The organism is Rhodococcus sp. 05-2255-3B1, assembly GCF_002258545.1.
Lineage (GTDB): Bacteria > Actinomycetota > Actinomycetes > Mycobacteriales > Mycobacteriaceae > Rhodococcoides.
In genome coordinates this window covers 14,965-33,052 of sequence record NZ_NOZC01000003.1, presented here as the reverse complement: position 1 = coordinate 33,052, position 18,088 = coordinate 14,965, and the positions used below count along the sequence as shown (strand labels likewise).

General features: G+C 65.3%; 17 protein-coding genes. 10 read left to right on the top strand and 7 right to left on the bottom strand.

Annotation, left to right across the window (positions count from 1 at the left end; all coding sequences use genetic code 11):
- Window positions 1–7: 7 nt before the first annotated feature.
- Complete coding sequence (locus CH249_RS00725) at window positions 8–838, top strand: transglutaminase family protein (protein ID WP_032394561.1); 831 nt, start codon at window positions 8–10, stop codon at window positions 836–838.
- A gap of 48 nt (window positions 839–886) precedes the next feature.
- Here CH249_RS00725 and CH249_RS00720 read toward each other — a convergent pair whose 3' ends face one another.
- On the bottom strand, window positions 887–1,456 hold the full coding sequence (locus tag CH249_RS00720) for a type II toxin-antitoxin system PemK/MazF family toxin (protein WP_032394560.1): 570 nt from the start codon (window positions 1,454–1,456) through the stop codon (window positions 887–889).
- A gap of 150 nt (window positions 1,457–1,606) precedes the next feature.
- On the opposite strand from CH249_RS00720, the gene lepA reads away from it, so the two are divergent.
- Window positions 1,607–3,454, top strand: coding sequence for a translation elongation factor 4 (gene lepA, locus CH249_RS00715; protein ID WP_045194648.1), 1,848 nt, complete (start codon window positions 1,607–1,609; stop codon window positions 3,452–3,454).
- A gap of 151 nt (window positions 3,455–3,605) precedes the next feature.
- Window positions 3,606–4,613, top strand: coding sequence for a nitronate monooxygenase (locus CH249_RS00710; RefSeq protein WP_094682551.1), 1,008 nt, complete (start codon window positions 3,606–3,608; stop codon window positions 4,611–4,613).
- Between the two features lie 10 nt (window positions 4,614–4,623).
- On the opposite strand, the gene CH249_RS00705 is transcribed toward CH249_RS00710, so the two are convergent.
- The gene (locus CH249_RS00705) at window positions 4,624–6,615 is read right to left on the bottom strand and encodes a glycoside hydrolase family 15 protein (RefSeq protein WP_373453500.1); all 1,992 of its coding nucleotides are present in this window, start codon (window positions 6,613–6,615) and stop codon (window positions 4,624–4,626) included.
- A gap of 147 nt (window positions 6,616–6,762) precedes the next feature.
- Here CH249_RS00705 and CH249_RS00700 point away from each other — a divergent pair, with 147 nt between their 5' ends.
- The 6 genes from CH249_RS00700 (at window position 6,763) to CH249_RS00675 (ending at window position 11,167) form a co-directional block, all read left to right on the top strand.
- Window positions 6,763–6,996 carry a hypothetical protein gene (locus CH249_RS00700; protein ID WP_045194654.1) on the top strand — a complete coding sequence of 78 codons (234 nt, stop codon included), beginning with the start codon at window positions 6,763–6,765 and terminating at the stop codon, window positions 6,994–6,996.
- A 118-nt stretch (window positions 6,997–7,114) separates the two neighbouring features.
- Entirely contained in the window at window positions 7,115–7,204 is a 90-nt protein-coding gene (locus CH249_RS28655) for an Ms4533A family Cys-rich leader peptide (RefSeq protein ID WP_327205197.1), read from the top strand.
- 201 nt (window positions 7,205–7,405) lie between these two features.
- A complete protein-coding gene (locus CH249_RS00690) occupies window positions 7,406–8,428 on the top strand; it encodes a sulfate ABC transporter substrate-binding protein (RefSeq protein WP_094682550.1) in 1,023 nt (340 codons plus the stop codon).
- A gap of 2 nt (window positions 8,429–8,430) precedes the next feature.
- A complete protein-coding gene (cysT, locus tag CH249_RS00685; RefSeq protein WP_256987982.1) occupies window positions 8,431–9,324 on the top strand; it encodes a sulfate ABC transporter permease subunit CysT in 894 nt (297 codons plus the stop codon).
- Complete coding sequence (gene cysW, locus CH249_RS00680; RefSeq protein WP_032394553.1) at window positions 9,321–10,124, top strand: sulfate ABC transporter permease subunit CysW; 804 nt, start codon at window positions 9,321–9,323, stop codon at window positions 10,122–10,124. Before cysT ends, cysW begins: the two co-directional genes overlap by 4 nt.
- A complete protein-coding gene (locus CH249_RS00675; protein ID WP_094647570.1) occupies window positions 10,121–11,167 on the top strand; it encodes a sulfate/molybdate ABC transporter ATP-binding protein in 1,047 nt (348 codons plus the stop codon). Before cysW ends, CH249_RS00675 begins: the two co-directional genes overlap by 4 nt.
- Here the strand turns inward: CH249_RS00675 and CH249_RS00670 are convergent.
- Genes CH249_RS00670 through CH249_RS00650 form a run of 5 tightly spaced genes read right to left on the bottom strand, consistent with a single transcriptional unit; the run spans window position 11,098 to window position 16,535 of the window.
- A complete protein-coding gene (locus CH249_RS00670; RefSeq protein WP_094682549.1) occupies window positions 11,098–11,868 on the bottom strand; it encodes a sirohydrochlorin chelatase in 771 nt (256 codons plus the stop codon). The genes CH249_RS00675 and CH249_RS00670 overlap by 70 nt on opposite strands.
- Window positions 11,865–13,169: a sulfate adenylyltransferase subunit 1 gene (locus tag CH249_RS00665; protein ID WP_045194662.1), complete on the bottom strand. Its 1,305-nt coding sequence runs from the start codon at window positions 13,167–13,169 to the stop codon at window positions 11,865–11,867. Before CH249_RS00665 ends, CH249_RS00670 begins: the two co-directional genes overlap by 4 nt.
- A complete protein-coding gene (gene cysD, locus CH249_RS00660) occupies window positions 13,169–14,113 on the bottom strand; it encodes a sulfate adenylyltransferase subunit CysD (protein ID WP_094682548.1) in 945 nt (314 codons plus the stop codon). The genes CH249_RS00665 and cysD overlap by 1 nt, the downstream gene beginning before the upstream one ends.
- Window positions 14,110–14,820 carry a phosphoadenylyl-sulfate reductase gene (locus CH249_RS00655; protein ID WP_032394757.1) on the bottom strand — a complete coding sequence of 237 codons (711 nt, stop codon included), beginning with the start codon at window positions 14,818–14,820 and terminating at the stop codon, window positions 14,110–14,112. The genes cysD and CH249_RS00655 overlap by 4 nt, the downstream gene beginning before the upstream one ends.
- On the bottom strand, window positions 14,817–16,535 hold the full coding sequence (locus tag CH249_RS00650) for a nitrite/sulfite reductase (protein WP_094682704.1): 1,719 nt from the start codon (window positions 16,533–16,535) through the stop codon (window positions 14,817–14,819). Before CH249_RS00650 ends, CH249_RS00655 begins: the two co-directional genes overlap by 4 nt.
- 336 nt (window positions 16,536–16,871) lie before the next feature.
- On the opposite strand from CH249_RS00650, the gene hemW reads away from it, so the two are divergent.
- Window positions 16,872–18,083: a radical SAM family heme chaperone HemW gene (gene hemW / locus CH249_RS00645; RefSeq protein ID WP_094682547.1), complete on the top strand. Its 1,212-nt coding sequence runs from the start codon at window positions 16,872–16,874 to the stop codon at window positions 18,081–18,083.
- The last annotated feature ends 5 nt before the right edge of the window (window positions 18,084–18,088 follow it).

Here is an 18,088-nt window from a genome sequence, read left to right as displayed (position 1 = left end):
CTGGCGTATGCGTGTCGTGCACACCACGGGCTATCAGTACGACGCACCGGTGACGTCGTCGTACAACGAGGCTCGGTTGACGCCGCGAAGTGACAACCGGCAGAACGTGATTCTGAACCGAGTCGAGACCGACCCGGTGACGCGTTCCTACCGCTACACCGACTACTGGGGCACAGCGGTGACGGCGTTCGACCTGCACGCACCGCACACCGAGCTCGAGGTCACCGGATCGTCGGTGGTCGAGACCGACCCCTTCGTCTACCCGGACGAGAACGCCTCCTGGGAGGAGCTCGCGAGCGAGCAGGTGATCGATCGCTTCAACGAGGTCCTCGACAACACCGAGTACGTGCCGAAGAACAGGCAACTGGCGTCGGTGGCGAAGAAGCTGTCCAAGGGCCTACCGCCGCAGGAATCGGTGGTGGAGATCGCCAACTGGGTCAACCAGGAGATGTCCTACGTGCCGGGGACCACCGGCGTGCACACCTCGGCCGTCGAGGCGTGGTCGGAGAAGAAGGGCGTCTGCCAGGACTACGCCCACTTGACGTTGTTGATGCTGCGCAGCATCGGCATCCCCAGCCGGTACGTCTCGGGCTACCTGCACCCGAAGAAGCAGGCCGCGATCGGTGCGACCGTCGAGGGCCAGAGCCACGCCTGGATCGAGGCGTGGACCGGCGCCTGGTGGGGTTACGACCCGACCAACGCGATCGCCGTCAACGAGCAGCACGTGTCGGTCGGACTCGGCCGTGACTATGCCGACGTGCCACCGCTGAAGGGCATCTTCTCCGGCGGCGGTTCGACGGCTCTCGACGTGGTCGTGGAAATCACCCGGTTGGCGTGAGCCCGATGCGCGTTGTGCGTCCTTCGCGGGACGCACAACGCGCGCGCATCAGTTCCAGCCGAAGTCGCGACGCAATCTGTTTGCGACGGAATCGAATTGGGGCTTGCTCAGAATCGCACCCTCGCGGCGGATGCCGTCCTCGGGCACGTCGAGCACTCGATCCAGTCGAATCCAGCTCGGTCGGCCCTCGGCGTCCCAGGACCCGGACCCGATCGACTGCCAGTCACGGTCTCCGTCGCGGCTGCTCTGGCTCGACAACATCAGGCCGAGCAGGTCGTTGCCCTCGCGTCCGATGACCAGCACCGGGCGGTCCTTGCCCTGGCTGGCATCTTCCTCGTAGGTGACCCAGGTCCAGACGATCTCACCGGGGTCGGCCTTGCCGTCCAGGTCGGGGGAGTACTCGATGGTGCGGGCGCGCTGCGCTGTAGGTCTGGTCTGCGATGCCACCGGACGCCCCGGACGAGGTGCCGGAGCGGACGTGCGCGCGGCCGTTCCGCTGATCGCGTCCTTGCCCTTCTGCAGGGCTCCGGACTTCTGCAGTTGACGCAGCAGCCGAGGTCCCTCGCGCATCGCGATCTTGCCCAGTTCCTTGCCGAATCTGCTCCAGTTGCCAGCCATGCGGCGAGTGTAGCGATGCAGACGCTGCTGCTCATCGCCCGAACCGCGGCAACGTGAACACCCGACTCGGACAGCCGGGGACGGCGCACCGTTCTCGGCGTGGGACGATAGGGAAACCCGTTCGCTCATTTCGAACACGCCAGCCGAAGGATACGAGTGCCCAGCTTCGCCGACACGACGTTCACCGATCCGTCCAGGATCAGGAACTTCTGCATCATCGCCCACATCGACCACGGCAAGTCGACGCTGGCCGACCGGATGTTGCAGCTCACGGGCGTCGTCGACGACCGGTCGATGCGCGCTCAGTACCTCGACCGGATGGATATCGAGCGCGAGCGCGGCATCACCATCAAGGCGCAGAACGTCCGGCTCCCATGGGTCGTCGACGGTGAGGAGTTCGTGCTGCACCTCATCGACACGCCAGGCCACGTCGACTTCACCTACGAGGTGTCGCGCGCACTCGAGGCCTGCGAGGGTGCGGTGTTGCTCGTCGACGCCGCGCAGGGCATCGAGGCGCAGACGCTCGCGAACCTGTACCTGGCCCTGGACAAAGAGCTCACCATCATTCCGGTGCTCAACAAGATCGACCTGCCCGCTGCCGACCCGGATCGCTACGCCGCCGAGATCGCCCACATCATCGGCTGCGAGGCCGACGATGTGCTGCGCGTGTCCGGCAAGACCGGTGTGGGCGTGGAGGAACTGCTGAACGAGGTCGTCAAGCTGGTTCCGGCCCCGGTCGGCAATCCCGACGGCCCGGCCCGCGCGATGATCTTCGACTCGGTCTACGACACCTACCGCGGCGTCGTCACCTACGTCCGCGTCGTCGACGGTGCGCTGAACCCGCGCGAGAAGGTCACGATGATGTCGACCGGCTCGACGCACGAGCTGCTCGAGGTCGGGATCGTCTCTCCCGATCCGAAGGCCACCAAGGGCCTCGGCGTCGGCGAAGTGGGCTACCTCATCACCGGTGTGAAGGACGTCCGCCAGTCCAAGGTCGGCGATACCGTCACCACCTTCCGCAAGGGCGCGACCGAGCCGCTGACCGGCTACCGCGAACCCCGTCCGATGGTGTACTCGGGCCTCTACCCGCTCGACGGCTCGGATTACCCCGACCTGCGCGACGCACTCGAGAAGCTGCAACTCAACGACGCGGCCCTGACCTACGAGCCGGAGACCTCCGTCGCGCTGGGATTCGGCTTCCGCTGCGGCTTCCTCGGTCTGCTGCACATGGAGATCACCCGCGAGCGGCTCGAGCGGGAGTTCAACCTGGACCTGATCTCGACCTCGCCGAACGTGGTCTACCGCGTCGAAATGGAAGACGGTGCCGAACACATCGTCACCAACCCGTCGTACTGGCCCGAGGGCAAGGCGCGGGAAGTGTTCGAGCCGATGGTCAAGTGCACCATCATCTCGCCGAGCGAGTTCATCGGCTCCATCATGGAACTCTGCCAGGGACGACGCGGAGAACTCGGCGGTATGGACTACCTGTCCGAGACCCGAGTGGAGCTGCGCTACACCATCCCCATGGCGGAGATCATCTTCGACTTCTTCGACATCCTGAAGTCCCGGACGCGTGGATACGCCAGCCTCGACTACGAGGAGATCGGCGAGCAGAGCGGCGCGCTGGTGAAAGTCGACATCCTGCTGCAGGGTGAAGCCGTCGATGCGTTCTCGGCAATCGTGCACAAGGACGCTGCTGCCGCCTACGGCAACAAGATGACCACCAAGCTCAAGGAACTCATTCCGCGTCAGCAGTTCGAGGTACCGATCCAGGCCGCCATCGGCTCTCGCATCATCGCCCGCGAGAACATCCGCGCGATCCGCAAGGACGTGCTGGCCAAGTGCTACGGCGGTGACATCAGCCGTAAGCGCAAGCTGCTCGAGAAGCAGAAGGAAGGCAAGAAGCGGATGAAGACGATCGGTCGCGTCGAGGTGCCGCAGGAAGCCTTCGTCGCCGCTCTGTCCTCGGAATCCTCGTCGGACAAGCCGAAGAAGTAGAGCAGCTCCTGGTCGCCGGCAGCGACCTCACACCCTTTCTGCCGACTGCGCGCCCCCGCTCACCTCGGAGCAGGGGCGCGCAGTTGTCAGCAGGGACGCGCGGTCCCCACCCAATCCGGTCACGAACGGCGCGCGAGTACATTTCGAAACTGTGACGACCCCGATTCTGAAGCAGCTACGTGTTCCCGTCGTCGGTGCGCCGATGGCAGGCGGCCCAAGTACTCCCGAACTCGCCCGTGCAGTCTCGGAGGCGGGTGGGCTCGGCATGATCGCCGGTGCGTTGCTGACGCCCGACGCCTTTGCGGCGCAGATCGATTCGGTCCGCGATCTGCTGTTCGGAGTCAATCTCTTCCTGCCCGAGGAACCATCGGGTGCGGACGTGAAGTCCTATGCCGAGCACCTCGCGTCCTGGTTCGAGCGTTTCGACGCGGAGCCGGGAGAGCTGGTCCGACGCGACGACTTCTACGCCGAGAAGTTCGCCTGGTTGCTCGCGCACCCAGTACCGCTGGTGTCGAGCACGTTCGCGACGTTCGACGCGGACGAAGTCGCGCAACTGCACGCCGTAGGAACAGAGGTGTGGGCCACCGTCGCCACCGCGTCGGACGCGTCGGTGGCCACCGCCAACGGTGTGGACGCTCTCGTGGTGCAGGGTCCCGAAGCGGGCGGGCATCGCGGCACTTTCGACGGCTCGGCCCCCGACGAGCCGCTGACCGAACTGCTGACCGCGGTGCGTGAGATATCCGATCTACCGCGAATCGCCGCCGGCGGACTGATGGACGGCAACGACATTGCGCCACTGCTCGATTCGGGTGCCGCACATGCCGCGCAGCTCGGAACCGCGTTTCTGAACACACCCGAGGCCGGCACCAAGCCGGTGCATCGACAGCAACTGACGGTCGCTTCCGACACTGCAGTGACCAGGGCGTTCTCCGGCCGACCTGCGCGGGGGTTGGTGAACGAGTTCATGCGCGAGAACTCCGAGGCCGCACCACTGGCGTATCCCGATCTGCACTACCTGACCGCGCCGATGCGGGCGAAGGCCGCGGCTGCTGGTGATCCGTCCGGACTCTCGATGTGGGCCGGCACCGGGTTTCGCCGGGCACAGGCGAAGCCCGCGGCCGAGCTGGTCGCCGAATGGGCGAGGCAACTCGGCCGCTGAGCCCTCCCGCTCAGGGGTTGGAGTGGGCGGGCTGGAAGTGCCCTGCCACCTGAGCTTCCTCGGCGCGGATGACGTGCACCACCGCGTTGATCAACGCGAGATGGGTGAACGCCTGCGGGAAGTTGCCGAGATGACGGCCGGTGCGATGGTCGATCTCCTCGGCGTAGAGCTTGAGTGGGCTCGCATACCCGAGCAGACGCTCGCAGAGGTGCTTGGCGCGAGGAAGTTCGCCGATCTCGACCAGCGCCGACACGAGCCAGAAGGAGCAGATCGTGAACGTCCCTTCCTCGCCCGCCAGACCGTCGTCGGTGGTGTCGGTTCGGTAGCGCAGGACCAGGCCGTCCTCGGTCAACTCGTCGGCGATGGCCAGCACCGTCGCACGAATGCGTTCGTCCTCGGCAGGCAGGAACCGAAGCAGCGGTGCCAGCAGCAGTGACGCATCCAGCGACGGGTCACCGTAGCGCTGAGTGAGAACACCCCGAGAGTCGGTGCCGTTCTCGAGAATGTCCGCCTTGATCTCGTCGGCGATCTCGTTCCACTTGGCCGAATACTCCGTCTCGCCGTGGATGTCGGCGAGCTTGGCACCTCGGTCGAGCGCAACCCAGCACATAAGCTTCGACGAGGTGAAGTGCTGCGGTTCACCGCGCACCTCCCAGATGCCGCGATCGGGCTTGCGCCAGTTGGCGATCGCCTCCTCCACCTGCCGCCTGAGCAGGGGCCACAGGAATTCGGGCACGTGCTCGCGCGACTTGACATGCAGGTACACCGAATCGAGCATCGTCCCCCAGATGTCGTGCTGCTCCTGGTCGTAGGCTCCGTTGCCGATACGTACCGGACGTGCGCCGTCGTATCCGGACAGGTGCGGCAGTTCACTCTCGTCGAGCGTCTTCTCGCCGCCGATGCCGTACATGACCTGGAGGGGATTGACCTCGCCGTTCGCCGTTGTCGCCACGTCGGACATGAACGCGAAGAAGTCGTTGGCCTCGCGGTCGAGTCCGAGTGTGTACAGGCCCCACAGCGCGAACGTCGAATCACGCACCCATGTGTAGCGATAGTCCCAGTTACGTTCTCCACCAGGGGTTTCCGGAAGCGATGTAGTCGACGCAGCCAGCAGGGCACCGGTGGGGGCGTAGGTCAGACCCTTGAGTGTCAGGGCGCTGCGCTGCAGGTAGCCTCGCCACGGGTGATCGGGGAATCGGCCGATCGTGATCCACTGCCGCCAGCATTCGGAGGTGCGCCACATCTTGTCCGCGGCTTCGTCGAACGTCTGCGGCGCAGGCAGATCCGACCACGAGAGAGCAACGAAGACGTTGTCGCCCTCCGTCATTCGGGTGCGGGCGCGGGCTTCGCGTCCTTCGATGCCGATGCGGAGGTTGGTGGTCAGCTTCAACGTGGGCTGATCACCGCCCGCGCTGGCCTCGCAGGTGGCGGTGGTTTCCTCGTACACCTTGCCGGTGTACTCCCACTTCGCGGGCGCGCGGTGGTAGTCGAAGGCCGGCTCGCAGCTCATCTCGAGTTCGACCGTTCCGCTGACGCACTTGATGGTGCGCAGCAGGATGTGCTCGGCGTCCCAGTCGCTCGGTGCGCGCTTGTGAGTACGAGAGCGCTGGTCGGTGTTGTGCCACGGTCCCATGACGAGTGCATCGCGCACCACGAGCCAGCCGGTTTCGGTCTGCCACGTCGTCTCGACGATCAGGCCACCGGGCAGGTATCGCCGCGCTGCGGGCACCGATTGACCGTACGGCCCGACCCGGAAGTGTCCCGCGCTGCGATCGAGGACCGCGCCGAAGATACTGGGGGAGTCAGGGCGAGGCACGCACATCCACTCGACCGATCCGTTGCGAGCGATCAGACAGGTCGTCTCGCAGTCCGAGAGGAACGCGTAGTCGTCGATCGGCGGAAAGGCACTGCGATAGGACGTCAGGGTGGACACCGGTGCGTCGGTGCTGCCCAACGCTCCCTGAACTTCGACCCCGCCCAGACCTGGATGCCCCGACCCCATGGCGGGCTCGTCGGCCACCGGGGGCACTGGCGAAACATCTTCGTATGCCGTCATGGCGTAATCATCGACCGATCCACGGCATGCGTCCACTGCTGGTCGTCGGTCGGCGTGGCGTGAGAGCGGAACGAGCTGGTTTAAGCTGCGAGGGTGGAATCGATCGCACGCTGGTGGGACGGCGTCGAACTGTGGGTGACGGGTTTGCCGTTCGTGCCACAGTCGATAGTCGTGCTGCTGGTCATCGTGCCTACCGCGTTCCTGCTGGCACGTGTCTTCGATCGCGTGCTCGCGGTGGTTCTGCACCTGCTCGGGCGTGATGCACGGGCTGCTCGCGACGCGGAGCTGACGGGTGCGACCACCACTACGACGAAGGATGGACAGTAATGCCTCGGTCTCGGGTCACGTTGGCGCTCATCGCGCTCCTGGTGCTGGTTGTCATCGCCTGGTTGCTGACTCGCTAGCCGATTAGAGTCGGTCCGGATCCTCTGCTAGATTCCTGACCGTGTCTTCTGCCGCCGAGTACCGCGTCCGCCATCAGTTGGCGTTGATTGCTGTCGGCATCCTGGCAGTCGCCGATATCGACTGTTGTTGATTTCTTCCTTCGTCGAATCGGTTCCGTCGATCCGTTGCCCGCGTGCCTGCATCTCGCGGTCGGGTTCGTGGCGAATCCTCTGTGGTTCACGGTGATCTCGCGATGGCACGCGGACACGGTGGTGCTCCGGTTCGACTTCGGCCATGTCGACTTCTGCCCAGCTCGCATTCACTGCACATCATCACGAAAGGTCCTCTCTCGATGAGGCACAACTCTCGCTACCTACTGACCACCTTCGCGGCCGTGGGAACCCTTCTCCTCACTGCATGCGGGGGTGGATCGAGTGACGTCGTCGGCGGTGAGCCGGACACCGCCAGCGGTCCCGCATTGACTCTCGTAGGGTACGCCGTACCCAAGAACGGTTGGGACGCAATCGGTCCGGCGTTCGCAGCCACCGAGGACGGCGAGGGCACGGCGATCAACGCCGACTACGGCGCATCGGGCAATCAGTCTCGCAAGGTGGCCGACGGCGCACCCGCCGATATCGTCAATTTCTCGGTCGAACCCGACATCACCCGTCTGGTGCAGGCGGGCAAGGTCGACGAGGACTGGAACCAGAATGCCTACGGCGGAGTGCCGTTCGGCTCCGTGGTGACCATCGTCGTGCGCGAGGGCAACCCCAAGAACATTCGTACCTGGGACGATCTGATCAAGCCGGACGTTCAGGTGATCAGCCCCAGCCCGCTCAGCTCGGGCTCGGCCAAGTGGAACCTGCTCGCCCCGTACGCGGCGAAGAGCAACGGCGGCCAGGACAGGCAGGCCGGTCTCGATTTCGTTCGCACCCTCGTCGCCGATCACTTCCCGGTTCAGCCCGAATCCGGCCGCGCCGCAACCGAAGCCTTCCTGCAGGGCCAGGGTGATGCGTTGCTCAGCTACGAAAACGAGGCGCTGCTCATCGAGGAGCAGGGACAGAACGTCGAGCACGTGGACGTTCCCGTCACGTTCCGCATCGACAATCCAGTGGCCGTGATCAACAGCAGTGCCAACCTCGACCGCGCCAATGCGCTGAACGATTTCATCTACACCGACGAGGGGCAGAAGATCTGGGCGGAGTCGGGCTTCCGACCGACGAACCCGGACATCGCGTCGGAGTACTCGGAGAAGTTCTTCACCCCCGAAAAGCTGTACACGATCGATGATCTCGGTGGCTGGACCCAGGTGGACGCAGACCTGTTCGGAGACAACGGTGCCATCGCCACGATCTACCAAGACAGCACTCGGTAGAGATGTCCGTATCGAACAGTGACCGAGCGCCGTCGGAATCGGGTGCCCCGCCCAGCACGACACCTCGATTTCGTGCTGGGCGGGAAGGTCGGAAATTCCGTGGCCCGGGATCGGTCGGTCCGTTCGGCCTCGGAGTCGCCGTGTTGTGGCTCAGCGTGATCGTGCTGCTTCCGTTGGCAGCATTGACGGTTCAGTCGTTCGACGGCGGTCTGGCCGGCTTCTGGGATGCGGTCACCGTGCCGCGTGCACTGGCCACGTTCAAGGTCACCCTCCTGGTGTCCGTCGCAGCGGCGGTGATCAATCTGTTCCTGGGAACCCTCATCGCGTGGGTCCTGGTGCGGGACGAATTCCCGGGTAAGCGATTCGTCAACGCCCTGATCGATCTGCCGTTCGCGCTGCCGACCATCGTGGCCAGCCTGGTGTTGCTGTCTCTCTACGGACCGGCGAGTCCGATCGGATTGGTGTTCAACGCAACCAAGCCCGCGGTGATCGTCGCGCTGCTGTTCGTGACGTTGCCGTTCGTGGTGCGTGCGGTGCAACCGGTGCTGATCGAGCTGGACAAGGACGTCGAGGAGGCGGCCGCCTCACTGGGTGCGAACAACTGGACCATCTTCCGACGCATCGTGCTGCCGGTGCTGTTGCCCGCCGTGCTGTCGGGAGGAGGTCTCGCGTTCGCCCGAGCGATCGGCGAATTCGGATCGGTGGTGCTCATCGGAGGCAACATCCCGAACGACACGCAGGTGGCGTCGCAGTACATCCGCGAACTCATCGAATACGACCGGCCCACCGATGCCGCCGCGATCTCGGTGGTGCTGTTGGCGATCGCGTTCGCAGTGTTGTTCGTACTTCGCGTGGTGGGCAATCGCCTGGCCCGACGTGAGGAGCAGATCTCGTGAAAATCGGCCTGCCGATCAAGTTGACGCTGCGCACCGTGGCTCTGCTCTACCTCGCCGTTCTGGTGCTGTTCCCCCTCGGGGCAATTCTCTATCGCACCTTCGAGAACGGCGTGGTGACGTTCTTCGAGCAGATCACCACGCCTGCAGCTCAATCCGCCCTGCAGTTGTCTCTGCTCATCGTCGCGATAGTGGTTCCGATCAACATCGTGTTCGGCGTGATCACTGCATTGGCGCTCGTGCGAGGACGGTTCCGCGGCAAGGGCGTACTCGAAGCCGTCGTCGATCTTCCGTTCGCGGTGTCGCCGATCATCACGGGCGTTGCGCTGATCCTGTTGTGGGGAGCCAACGGATGGTTCGGTGGCGTCGAGAGCCTCGGCTTCAAGGTCATCTTCGCACTTCCCGGCATGGTCATCGCGACGATCTTCGTCACGCTTCCGTTCGTCGTGCGCGAGGTCGAACCCGTGCTCTACGAGATCGGTGAGGAGCAGGAAGAGGCCGCCTCGACGCTGGGTGCGTCGTCGTGGCAGACGTTCTGGCGCATCACTCTTCCGGCGATCCGGTGGGGCCTGACCTACGGTGTCGTACTCACCGTCGCGCGTTCGCTCGGCGAGTTCGGTGCCGTCATCATGGTCTCGACCAACCTGCCCGGCATCTCTCAAACACTGACGCTGCTGGTCAATTCACGATACGAGGACTTCAACCAACAGGGCGCGTACGCCGCGTCCACACTGCTCATGGCGATCGCCGTCATCGTGCTGCTGTTGATGACTGCCCTCGACAAGAAGAGGACGAAACAATGACCGAGGCATCCCCCGAGATCGAGATCTCCGTCGTTGGCGGCAACAAGCACTACGGCGATTTCGCCGCGCTCGACAACGTCAGCATCGACATTCCCAAGGGATCGCTGACGGCGCTGCTCGGACCCAGTGGTTCGGGCAAGTCCACTCTGCTTCGCTCCATCGCCGGACTCGAGCAGCTCGACTCCGGTCGAGTGGTGCTCGCAGGCCAGGATGTGACGTGGGTGAGTCCGCAGCGCCGCGAGATCGGATTCGTCTTCCAGCACTACGCGGCGTTCAAACACCTGACGGTGCGTGACAACGTCGCGTTCGGCCTTCAGATTCGCAAGCGGCCCAAGGCCGAGATCGCCAAGAAGGTCGACGAGTTGCTCGAGATCGTCGGGCTGGCCGGTTTCCAGACCCGCTACCCGGCGCAGCTGTCCGGTGGACAACGCCAGCGCATGGCACTGGCTCGCGCTCTCGCCGTCGACCCGCAGGTGCTGCTGCTCGACGAGCCCTTCGGCGCGCTCGACGCGAAGGTGCGTGCCGATCTGCGGACGTGGCTGCGTCGGCTGCACGACGAGGTCCACGTCACCACCGTGCTGGTGACCCATGATCAGGAGGAGGCGCTCGACGTCGCCGATCGGATCGCGGTGCTCAACAAGGGCAGAATCGAACAGGTCGGCACTCCGGAGGATCTCTACGATCGCCCGGCCAACAACTTCGTGATGTCGTTCCTCGGTCAGGTGGCCAGACTGAACGGACTTCTGGTGCGGCCGCACGACATTCGCGTCGGACGCGACCCGTCGTTGGCGCAGGCTCAGGCGAGCGGGACGGCCGAATCGGCCGGTGTGACGCGTGCCGTCGTCGAGCGGGTGGTGCACCTCGGCTTCGAGGTGAAGGTCGAATTGAAGAACGCGGCAACCGGTGAACTGTTCGCGGCCCAGATCACTCGCGGAGACAGCGAGGCTCTCGGCCTGCGCGAGGGCGAGACCGTCTACGTACGAGCCACCCGCGTGCCCACGATCGCCGACGCCACCGACTCGCGTGCGACGGTGGAGTCGTAGCGGCGCGACGCCAGTTCGGCCACGGCCGGGTGCGCGCCGATGACCTCGGCGTGCACCACGTTCGGTAGGCCTGCCACCGACGCTTCGATCCGGTCGGTGAGCAGTCCCGGGGCCAGGAACCAGGGTGCCACGACGATGCGGTCGGCTCCCAGTGCGCGCAGCTGTGCGATCGCGTCGGTGGGGGACGGGGAGACCGACGTGGCGAAGCAGGTCACGGCTCCGGCCCAGTGCGTTCCGGCGAGCAGCTTCTGTGCGATCACACGGGTGCGTTGATTCGCCGGTGCCACCGAGGAGCCGACGGCTGCCAGAGCGATGCCGACCGTCGAATCGGAGACTTCGACGCCGGTATCGGCGATCCGATCACGGACCGCCTCGATGAGGAGTCGGTCGTCTCCCAGAACGTCGGCCTGCCTGATCGACACGAGAGGGTGTCGCGTCCTCGCTGAGTCCAACAGCTCGGGCAGATCGACTTTCGCGTGGAAAGCCTTGCCCAGCAACATCGGAACGGCGACGATGCGGCTGTGACCGGCAGCGGCCAGGTCGTCGACCACTTGATCGACGCGGGGCTCGGAAAGATCGAGAAACGCGACACGCACGTCCAGGTCCGGTCGCCGCCGACGCAGGACGTCGACGGCGCGGTGGACCGCTGCGCTCGAGCGCGGGTCACGGCTGCCGTGGGCAACCGCGATCAGTGCGCTCACGCCGGAACTGCCGACCCCAGCTCGACGGCAGCCAGAGCGTTACCCACGAGTCCGGCAGCCAACGTGTTGCCACCGGCCGGATCGATCAGCAGGAAGCTGCCCGTGTGCCTGTTGACGGCGTAGTCGTCCGCCACGATCGGCTCGGCGACGCGCACGGAGATGCGGCCGATCTCGTTGAGCTCCAACGACTCCGGTCCTTCGTGAGCGATGAGCTCCTGCTCGTCGAACCGTTCGACCAGTGTTCCGACGATGGCCTGGGTGGTGCGAGTGCCGTGCTTGAGCAACAGACGAGCACCCGGGCGAAGCGGCTTCTCGGCGAGCCAGCACACAGTGGCCTCGAAGTCGCCGATCGGCTCGGGCGCATCCTGCGGTGAGGCGATGGTGTCGCCGCGGGAGACGTCGACGTCGTCGGCCAGGACGAGGGTGACGCTGCGTCCGGCATGAGCGGTACGCAACTCGCCGTCGGCGGTGTCGATGCGCTCGACTGTGGTTCGGGTGCCGGAGGGCAGGATGACGACCTCGTCGCCGACGTCGACGGAGCCCGCTGCGACCTGCCCTGCGTATCCGCGATAATCCGGGAATTCCGCGGTGCGGGGCCGGATCACGTATTGCACGGGGAAACGAAGACCGACCCGGTGCGGTTCGGCATCGACCGGAACCGACTCGAGGTGCTCGATGAGGGTCGGACCGTCGTAGTACGGGGTCTTGTCGGACTTCACCGCGACGTTGTCGCCGTGCAGTGCGGACACCGGGATCTCGATGACGTCCTCGCTGGACCACCCGAGCGAGGAGGTCAGCGAGTTGAACTCGGCCGAGATCTCGGCGAACACGGTTGCTGGGTCCTCGACCAGATCGATCTTGTTGACCGCGAGCACCAGGCGCGGAACGCCGAGCAGGGCGAGAACCGCTGCGTGCCTACGAGTCTGGGTGATGACACCCTTTCGGGCATCGACCAGAAGGATGACCAGCTGAGCCGTCGACGCGCCGGAGACGGTGTTGCGGGTGTACTGCACGTGGCCGGGGGTATCGGCGAGCACGAAGGAGCGGTGCGGCGTCGCGAAGTAGCGGTAGGCGACGTCGATGGTGATGCCCTGTTCGCGCTCGGCGCGTAGGCCGTCGACGAGCAGCGACAGATCCGGTGTCGCCAGTCCCTTGTCCACCGAGGCCCGTGTTACGGCATCGATCTGGTCTGCCAGAACGGATTTGGTGTCGTACAACAGCCGTCCGACGAGGGTCGACTTACCGTCGTCGACGCTACCTGCGGTGGCGAGGCGAAGAAGTTGCGTTCCTGTGCTGCTCATCAGAAGTATCCTTCTCGTTTGCGATCTTCCATGGCAGCCTCGGAGACGCGGTCGTCTCCGCGGGTGGCTCCGCGTTCGGTCAGTCGTGACGCCGCTACTTCGGCGAGGATTGCCTGGTTGTCGGCGGCCTCGGACAGCACGGCACCGGTGGTGGATCCGTCGCCGACGGTGCGGTAGCGCACCGACAGGGTCTGCAGCTCTTCGCCCTCGGCCGGTCCGCCCCAGACGCCGGGCGTCATCCACATGCCGTCGCGCTGATACACCGGGCGCTGGTGGGCGTAGTAGATGCTGGCCAACTCCACATCGTCACGGGCGATGTAGCGCCAGATATCGAGTTCGGTGAAGTTGCTGAGCGGGAACACACGCACCTGCTCGCCGGGAGAGTGCTTGCCGTTGTACAGGTTCCACAGTTCGGGGCGCTGCTTCTTGGGCTCCCATTGGCCGAATGCGTTGCGCAGCGAGAAGATTCGTTCCTTGGCGCGGGCGCGTTCCTCGTCGCGTCGAGCACCACCGAACACGGCATCGAACCGGTTCTCGGAGATCGCGTCGAGAAGAGGCACGGTCTGCAGCGGGTTGCGGATGCCGTCGGGACGCTCGGTGAGACGTCCGTCGGCGAGGTACTGCTCGACGCTGGCCACGTGCAGGCGCAGGTTGTACTTGGCGACCACGTGATCGCGGAAGTCCAGCACCTCCTGCAGGTTGTGGCCGGTGTCGACGTGGAGCAGCGCGAACGGCAGGGGAGCGGGCCAGAACGCCTTGATCGCCAGGTGCAGCAGAACGGTCGAGTCCTTGCCGCCGGAGAACAGGATGACGGGGCGCTCGAACTCGCCCGCCACCTCGCGGAAGATGTGGATGGCCTCGGATTCGAGTGCGTCGAGGGTGTCGAACCGATCTGCATCGAGATGGGTTCGACCGACGGTTGCCGAGGTGAGGTCGAGTGTCATGAGGCGTGCAACCCACATTCGGTCTTGGCCTTGCCGGCCCAACGACCGCTGCGCGGGTCGGCTCCGGGGGCAGGTTTGACGGTGCACGGTGCGCACCCGATGGACGGATAGCCCTCGTCGACGAGGGGATTGACCAGAATCGAATGCTCGTCGATGTAGGCCTGCATCTGCTCGTCCGACCACGGTGCGATCGGGTTGATCTTGACCAGGCCGAAAGCGTCGTCGAACGAGATCAGCGGAGCGTTGGCACGGGTAGGGGCCTCCACTCGCCGGATACCGGTGACCCAGGCGCTGTAGTTCGCCAGTTCCTTCTTCAAGGGTGCGACCTTGCGCATCGCGCAGCACCGGTTGGGCTCGCGGGCGAACAGGTCCTTGCCCTCGATCGAATCCTGTTCGGCGACAGTCTTCTCGGCGCGGGCATTGACGACATTGACGCCGTAGACGGCCTCGACGGCGTCGCGCGTTCCGATGGTCTCGGCGAAGTGGTAGCCGGTGTCGAGGAACAGCACGTCCACACCCGGGTGAACCTGTGCGGCGAGGTGAACGAGAACCCCGTCCTGCATGTTGGAGGCAACGATGAAGTCATTACCGAAGGTGTCCTCGGTCCACTGCAGCAGCTCCAGTGGGCTCGCCCCGTCGAGTTCGCGGGCACCGCGCTCGGCGATGTCCTTCAGTTCCTCCACCGTCAAATTCAGCCTGGTACTCATCGCAAATCCGCCTCGTCTGCTCGCACGGCCCACTGAGCGAACCGTTCGCCGTCCTCGCGGTGCTTGTCGAAATTGCGCACCACTCTGTCGATGTAATCTCCCAGCTCGGAGCTGTTCACCTTGTGCTGGCGCAACTTTCGGCCGAACGCACTGTCCAGACCGAGGCTGCCTCCGAGATGAACCTGGAAACCCTCGATCTGATTCCCGGCTCCGTCGTCGACCAACTGCCCCTTGAAGCCGATGTCCGCGATCTGCGACCGCGCGCACGAGTTGGGGCAGCCGTTGATGTTGATCGTGATCGGAACGTCGAGTCGACTGTTGATGTCGGACAGGCGCTCTTCGAGCTCCGGCACCAGAACCTGTGAACGCTTGCGGGTTTCGGCGAACGAGAGCTTGCAGAACTCGATGCCGCTGCAGGCCATCAGGTTCTTGCGCCAGTGCGACGGCCGGGCAGGAAGGCCCAGCGCATCGAGATCGGAGATCAGCTGTTCGAGCGTCTCGTCGGGAACGTCGAGCACGATCAGCTTCTGGTACGGCGTGAATCGCACGCGATCCGATCCGGCCTTCTCGGCGGCATCGGCGACGGCGGCGAGGACAGTGCCCGAGACACGGCCCGCGATGGGTGCCACGCCGACGGCGTTGAGGCCGTTCTTGAGCTTCTGGATGCCGACGTGGTCGCGGGGCCGAGCGGGCTTCTCGGGAGCCGGGCCGTCGATGAGCTTGCGGTGCAGGTACTCGTCTTCGAGGACCTGGCGGAACTTCTCGATGCCCCAGTCCTTGATGAGGAACTTCAGGCGCGCCTTGGTGCGAAGCCGGCGGTATCCGTAGTCGCGGAAGATCGAGACGACGCCCTCCCACACATCGGGAACGTCCTCGAGCGGGACCCAGACGCCGACGCGCTGCGCGAGCATGGGGTTGGTGGACAGTCCGCCGCCGACCCACAGGTCCAGACCCGGTCCGTGCTCGGGATGCACCACGCCGACGAAGGCGCAGTCGTTGATCTCGTGCACCACGTCCTGCAGGCCGGAGATCGCCGTCTTGAACTTGCGCGGCAGATTGGAGTACTCGGGCTTGCCGATGTAGCGCTCGACGATCTCGTCGATGGCGGAGGTGGGGTCGAGGATCTCGTCGACGGCCTCGCCTGCGAGCGGGGAGCCGAGAACGACACGGGGGCAGTCGCCGCACGCTTCGGTGGTCTTCAGGCCGACCGCTTCGATTCGACGCCAGATCTCGGGGACGTTCTCCACCTGGATCCAGTGGAACTGCACGTTCTCCCGATCGGAGAGGTCGGCGGTGTCGCGGCCGAAGTCCTGGGAGATCTGCGCCAGTGTGCGAAGCTGCTCGAGATTCAGCGCGCCCGCGTCGCAGCGAATGCGCATCATGAAGTACTTGGCCTCGAGCAGATCGATGTTGTCGTCACCGGTGAACGTGCCGTCGTAGCCCTGTTCGCGCTGGGTGTAGAGGCCCCACCACCGGAAGCGGCCGCGAAGATCGCCCTTGTCGATGCTGTCGAAACCCTGCTTGGAGTAGATGTTCTCGATGCGGGCGCGCACGTTGAGCGGGTTGTCGTCCTTCTTGGACTGCTCGTTGGCGTTCAGTGGCTCCCGGTAACCCAGTGCCCACTGGCCCTCGGCCCGACGCTTGGTCGGCCGCGGCGTGCGCTCCCGTGGTGTGGCGGGGACAGCGTCGGTGGTCGCGTCGCTGGTCGACGACATGCATTGCTCCTGCATCTTTGTGCTGGCCGGTAACCGGGACGAAACCGCGGACATCTGCGCTTTCGACGACAGCGGGAAACCGGTGGATCGAATGGACGTGCTCGAAGGAGGGCTGGTCAGCAGCCGGTCGTGTGTCGACACGACGCGCTGCAGACACGGCCGAGATCGACGTGGCGGCGCGCCACGAGTCGAATTCCTGAGTCGGTCACGGGTGCCATTGTGCCACGTCATCGCGGCGACGGACGACGGCGGCAGCTATTTACCCCGATTTCGGGGTAAATAGGCTGGCAGGGCGAGTGGGATCGGGTGGGCCTGGACTCTGGGACACTGGAGGGCGTGAATACCGTCCTACCCGTCCCGTCCACCTTCGAGCTGCCGACCGAGGCATTCGACGGGGTGGGGGACCGCGCATTCGGGATCTACGTGCACGTCCCGTTCTGCGCCACTCGATGTGGGTACTGCGACTTCAACACCTACACGGCCGGTGAACTGGGAACGTCGGCGTCACCGCAGTCCTGGTTGGAGGGCCTGCGACGTGAGTTGGACATCGCTGCCGGGCTGATCCAGGCCGGTACGGACCGCGTTCCGACGGCAGACACCGTCTTCGTCGGCGGTGGCACGCCGTCATTGCTCGGGGGCGACGGGTTGGCCGACGTCCTGGGGGCGGTGCGGTCCAGCTTCGGCCTGACCGACGGCGGCGAGGTGACCACGGAATCCAACCCCGAATCGACGTCGCCTCGATTCTTCGACCGGCTCCGTGATGCGGGCTTCACTCGTATCTCGCTCGGAATGCAGTCCGCTGCGCCACACGTGCTCGCCGTGCTCGATCGCACGCACACGCCCGGTCGCGCGGTCGCCGCAGCCAAGGAAGCACGTGCGGCGGGATTCGAGCACGTCAATCTCGACCTCATCTACGGCACCCCGGGCGAGCGTGACAGTGACCTGGACCAGTCTCTCGCCGCGGTTCTCGACGCCGGTGTCGACCACGTCTCGGCCTACGCGCTGATCGTCGAGGACGGCACCGCCATGGCCCGCAAGGTTCGTCGAGGTGAGCTGCCTGCCCCCGACGACGACGTACTGGCGAGCCGATACGAGCGCATCGACACGGAGTTGAGCGCCGCAGGCCTGTCCTGGTACGAGGTGTCGAACTGGGCCACCGACGCCGCAGCGCAGTGCCGCCACAACATCGGCTACTGGGACGGCGGCGACTGGTGGGGCGCGGGACCCGGTGCACACAGTCACATCGGCGGCACCCGGTTCTGGAACGTCAAGCACCCGGCCGCATACTCCGATCGCCTCGCCGCAGGTCACCTACCGGTGCTGGGCAGCGAACTGCTCAGCGCCGAGGATCGACACCTCGAGGAGCTGATGTTGACCGTGCGGCTCCGCTCGGGAGTGCCGAGAACTCTGCTGGGGCCGGCAGAGCGCGTCGCTGCCGAGCAGACCGTCGCGGACGGGTTGATGGTGGCCCGGGGTGACCATCTCGTGCTGACCGACCGGGGCAGATTGCTGGCCGACGCGGTGGTGCGCACCATCGCAGCCGCCTGAAAAAC

What these genes read in the sequence shown, in the direction of transcription:
- CH249_RS00725 (WP_032394561.1), top strand. Translation starts at nt 8, where the DNA reads ATGCGTGTCGTGCACACCACGGGCTATCAGTACGACGCACCGGTGACG.
- CH249_RS00720 (WP_032394560.1), bottom strand. Translation starts at nt 1,456, where the DNA reads ATGGCTGGCAACTGGAGCAGATTCGGCAAGGAACTGGGCAAGATCGCG.
- CH249_RS00705 (WP_373453500.1), bottom strand. Translation starts at nt 6,615, where the DNA reads ATGGGGTCGGGGCATCCAGGTCTGGGCGGGGTCGAAGTTCAGGGAGCG.
- CH249_RS00690 (WP_094682550.1), top strand. Translation starts at nt 7,406, where the DNA reads ATGAGGCACAACTCTCGCTACCTACTGACCACCTTCGCGGCCGTGGGA.
- cysT (WP_256987982.1), top strand. Translation starts at nt 8,431, where the DNA reads ATGTCCGTATCGAACAGTGACCGAGCGCCGTCGGAATCGGGTGCCCCG.
- CH249_RS00675 (WP_094647570.1), top strand. Translation starts at nt 10,121, where the DNA reads ATGACCGAGGCATCCCCCGAGATCGAGATCTCCGTCGTTGGCGGCAAC.
- CH249_RS00665 (WP_045194662.1), bottom strand. Translation starts at nt 13,169, where the DNA reads ATGAGCAGCACAGGAACGCAACTTCTTCGCCTCGCCACCGCAGGTAGC.
- cysD (WP_094682548.1), bottom strand. Translation starts at nt 14,113, where the DNA reads ATGACACTCGACCTCACCTCGGCAACCGTCGGTCGAACCCATCTCGAT.
- CH249_RS00655 (WP_032394757.1), bottom strand. Translation starts at nt 14,820, where the DNA reads ATGAGTACCAGGCTGAATTTGACGGTGGAGGAACTGAAGGACATCGCC.
- CH249_RS00650 (WP_094682704.1), bottom strand. Translation starts at nt 16,535, where the DNA reads ATGTCGTCGACCAGCGACGCGACCACCGACGCTGTCCCCGCCACACCA.